At 55.4% G+C, this 2950-nt stretch carries 3 protein-coding genes and 2 tRNA genes; 4 read left to right on the forward strand and 1 reads right to left on the reverse strand.

Annotated elements, in window-relative coordinates:
• Nucleotides 1-274 precede the first annotated feature (274 nt).
• Together RTP97_RS21330 and RTP97_RS21335 are read left to right on the forward strand one after the other, a co-directional pair.
• Complete coding sequence (locus RTP97_RS21330) at nucleotides 275-637, forward strand: YfeC-like transcriptional regulator (protein WP_312417208.1); 363 nt, start codon at nucleotides 275-277, stop codon at nucleotides 635-637.
• Nucleotide 638: 1 nt separating this feature from the next.
• Entirely contained in the window at nucleotides 639-1034 is a 396-nt protein-coding gene (locus RTP97_RS21335; RefSeq protein WP_312214535.1) for a YfeC-like transcriptional regulator, read from the forward strand.
• A 51-nt stretch (nucleotides 1035-1085) separates the two neighbouring features.
• On the opposite strand, the gene gltX is transcribed toward RTP97_RS21335, so the two are convergent.
• Nucleotides 1086-2501, reverse strand: a complete 1416-nt coding sequence (gene gltX / locus RTP97_RS21340; RefSeq protein WP_312417210.1) for a glutamate--tRNA ligase — start codon at nucleotides 2499-2501, stop codon at nucleotides 1086-1088.
• Nucleotides 2502-2758: 257 nt separating this feature from the next.
• Here gltX and RTP97_RS21345 point away from each other — a divergent pair.
• Both RTP97_RS21345 and RTP97_RS21350 read left to right on the forward strand, forming a co-directional pair.
• Nucleotides 2759-2834 (forward strand) — tRNA-Val (locus RTP97_RS21345).
• A gap of 3 nt (nucleotides 2835-2837) precedes the next feature.
• Nucleotides 2838-2913: transfer RNA gene (locus RTP97_RS21350), tRNA-Lys, on the forward strand.
• Nucleotides 2914-2950: the final 37 nt, after the last annotated feature.

Below are 2950 nucleotides of genomic sequence, written 5' to 3' on the forward strand. Positions count from 1 at the left end.
AACCGCTGACCTCTTGCATGCCATGCAAGCGCTCTCCCAGCTGAGCTATAGCCCCGTTGCGTAAAGCTGTCGTGTTGACGGGCGGCATAATATGAATTCCTTTGCCAGGTGTCAACGGCAAAATCTCTCTCTGCCTCTCAACCGCTGAAAAAGCAAACAAATGAAAGACATTGCGGGCTCGCTCGCAGCCAGGAGTTAAACCCGTCACACTTTCGCGTAAAATGGTGCTATAAAATGAACCACTAATTACCCCTACTGCTCGTCAGGAAATCGCATGATCAAGGAACGAATGACGCCGGAAGAGTTAGCCAGGCTGACAGGCTATAGCCGTCAAACAATCAATAAGTGGGTACGTAAAGAGGGATGGGCAACGTCACCCAAGCCTGGCGTACAGGGTGGGAAAGCGCGCGTGGTGCATATTAATGAGCAGGTGCGTGAGTTCATACGCAACGCTCGCCGGGTTGCCGACGCCACCCTCTACGCTGAAGCATCCCTGGATACATCACTTGATGTTCTGCTGGTGACGCTGGCGAAAGAGATGACCCCTTCAGAACAGAAACAGCTGACCTCCCTATTGATGCGTGAAGGGATCAGCGGCTTACTCCAACGGCTCGGCATTCGCAGCAGGGAAAAATAAGATGAAGCTACCTGATAAAATGACGCCTGAAGAGATGGCGGACTATCTTGGCGTTGCCAGACAAACCGTTAATCGCTGGATCCGCGAACAGAACTGGACAACCGAGACGTTGACCGGGGTAAAAGGCGGCCGGGCGCGGCTGATCCATATTGATGAGCGCGTGCTGGCCTATATGCGCAAAACGCCGGTCGTTCGTCACCGCCAGTCGGCATGGTCAATGGCGGAACCCTCCGCCGACTACAGCACGCTGTTTCAAACGGCCTCGCTGCGGCAGATTGGCAACGTCCTGCAGAATATGACGCCCGCAGAGCAGGAGCGACTGGAGCGCTTTCTGGCGCGTGAAGGCCTGCGCGGTTTTTTGACCCGGCTGGGCATTGCCGATACCGAGCAGGCATAAAAAAACGGCAGGTTAACCCTGCCGTTTCTGTTTAGTGCGGTTATCGCCTGCTTACTGCTGGCTTTCGCGCTCCGCGATAAAGCCCAGCGCGCGGTTGATACGCTCAACGCTGCGGGTTTTACCGATCGCATGCACGGTAACGTCCAGCGCAGGGGACTGCCCTGCCCCGGTCACGGCAACGCGCAGCGGCATTCCCACTTTACCCATCCCCACTTCCAGCTCATCGGCGGTAGCCTGAATCGCATGGTGGATATTTTCCGCCGTCCAGTCGGTAATGGCGGCCAGCTTGTCGCGCACCACTTCCAGCGGCTGACGCGCAACCGGACGCAGATGCTTCTTGGCAGCGTCGGCGTCGAACTCAGCAAACTCCTCATAGAAGTAGCGGCAGCTCTCGGCAATCTCTTTCAGCGTCTTGCAGCGCTCGCCCAGCAGAGCGATCAGCTCGGACAGCTGCGGACCGGTACGGGTGTCGATGTTTGCCTGCTCGATATGCCATTGCAGGTGTGTCGCCACGTACTCAGGTGCCAGAGTATTGATATAGTGATGGTTCAGCCACAGCAGCTTGTCGGTGTTGAACGCGCTGGCGGATTTGCTCACCGCACCCAGTGAGAAGAGGTTGATCATCTCTTCGCGGCTGAAGATCTCCTGGTCGCCGTTGGACCAGCCCAGACGTACCAGGTAGTTGAGCAGCGCTTCCGGCAGGTAGCCATCGTCACGGTACTGCATAACGCTCACCGCGCCGTGGCGCTTGGAGAGTTTTTTGCCATCGTCGCCGTTGATCATCGAGACGTGGGCATAAACCGGCACCGGCGCGTTCAGCGCTTTCAGGATGTTGATCTGGCGAGGGGTGTTGTTGATATGATCTTCACCACGGATCACGTGGGTGATCTGCATATCCCAGTCGTCTACCACAACGCAGAAGTTATAGGTTGGGGAGCCGTCGGTGCGGCGGATGATCAGATCGTCCAGCTCCTGGTTGCTGAACTCGATCGGGCCACGGATCTGATCGTCAAAGATCACCGACCCTTCCTGCGGGTTAGCAAAGCGCACAACGCAAGGCTCATCGGCAGCATGTTCGCTGTGGTCGTGGCGGCAGCGGCCGTCATAACGTGGCTTCTCGCCGTTCGCCATCTGCTCTTCACGCAGCGCGTCCAGACGCTCTTTAGAGCAGTAGCAACGGTAGGCGGTGCCCACTTTCAGCATATCGTCGATCACTGCGTTATAGCGATCGAAACGTTTGGTCTGGAAATAGGGGCCTTCATCCCACTCCAGATTCAGCCAGTTCATGCCATCCATAATGGCTTCGATAGCCTCTGGCGTAGAGCGTTCGAGATCGGTGTCCTCGATACGCAGCACAAACTCACCGTTCTGGTGACGTGCGAAAAGCCAGGAATAGAGTGCGGTACGCGCACCACCGACGTGCAGATAGCCGGTCGGGCTTGGCGCGAAGCGAGTTTTGATTTTCATGAAATGGCCTTACGTTGATAACGATGCCGACAGCCGGCAAGTCCTGGAAAACAGAATGGGCAATATTCTATCACCCTGCGCTGATTCCTCAATGTTGTTACTACTATGGGTGCGTCAAAGCCGTTTTTTGTTTAGAAATCATGCGTACGCAGCCATTTATGCGCCGCTTTGTCTAAATTTACGACGAACAAACAAAATCTTGAGAAAAGGCGTTGACTCATTTTCAACTCTCCCTATAATGCGACTCCACACAGCGGGGGTGATTAGCTCAGTTGGTAGAGCATCTCCTTTACACGGAGGGGGTCGGCGGTTCGAGCCCGTCATCACCCACCACTCGGGTCGTTAGCTCAGTTGGTAGAGCAGTTGACTTTTAATCAATTGGTCGCAGGTTCGAATCCTGCACGACCCACCAATGTAAAAAAGCGCCCTAAAGGCGCTTTTTTGCTTTC

It is taken from the genome of Pseudescherichia sp. (assembly GCF_031998825.1).
Lineage (GTDB): Bacteria > Pseudomonadota > Gammaproteobacteria > Enterobacterales > Enterobacteriaceae > Pseudescherichia.

Excerpts from the sequence above, each read along its gene's own strand:
- RTP97_RS21330 (WP_312417208.1), top strand. The coding sequence starts at position 275 with ATGATCAAGGAACGAATGACGCCGGAAGAGTTAGCCAGGCTGACAGGC.
- RTP97_RS21335 (WP_312214535.1), top strand. The coding sequence starts at position 639 with ATGAAGCTACCTGATAAAATGACGCCTGAAGAGATGGCGGACTATCTT.
- gltX (WP_312417210.1), bottom strand. The coding sequence starts at position 2,501 with ATGAAAATCAAAACTCGCTTCGCGCCAAGCCCGACCGGCTATCTGCAC.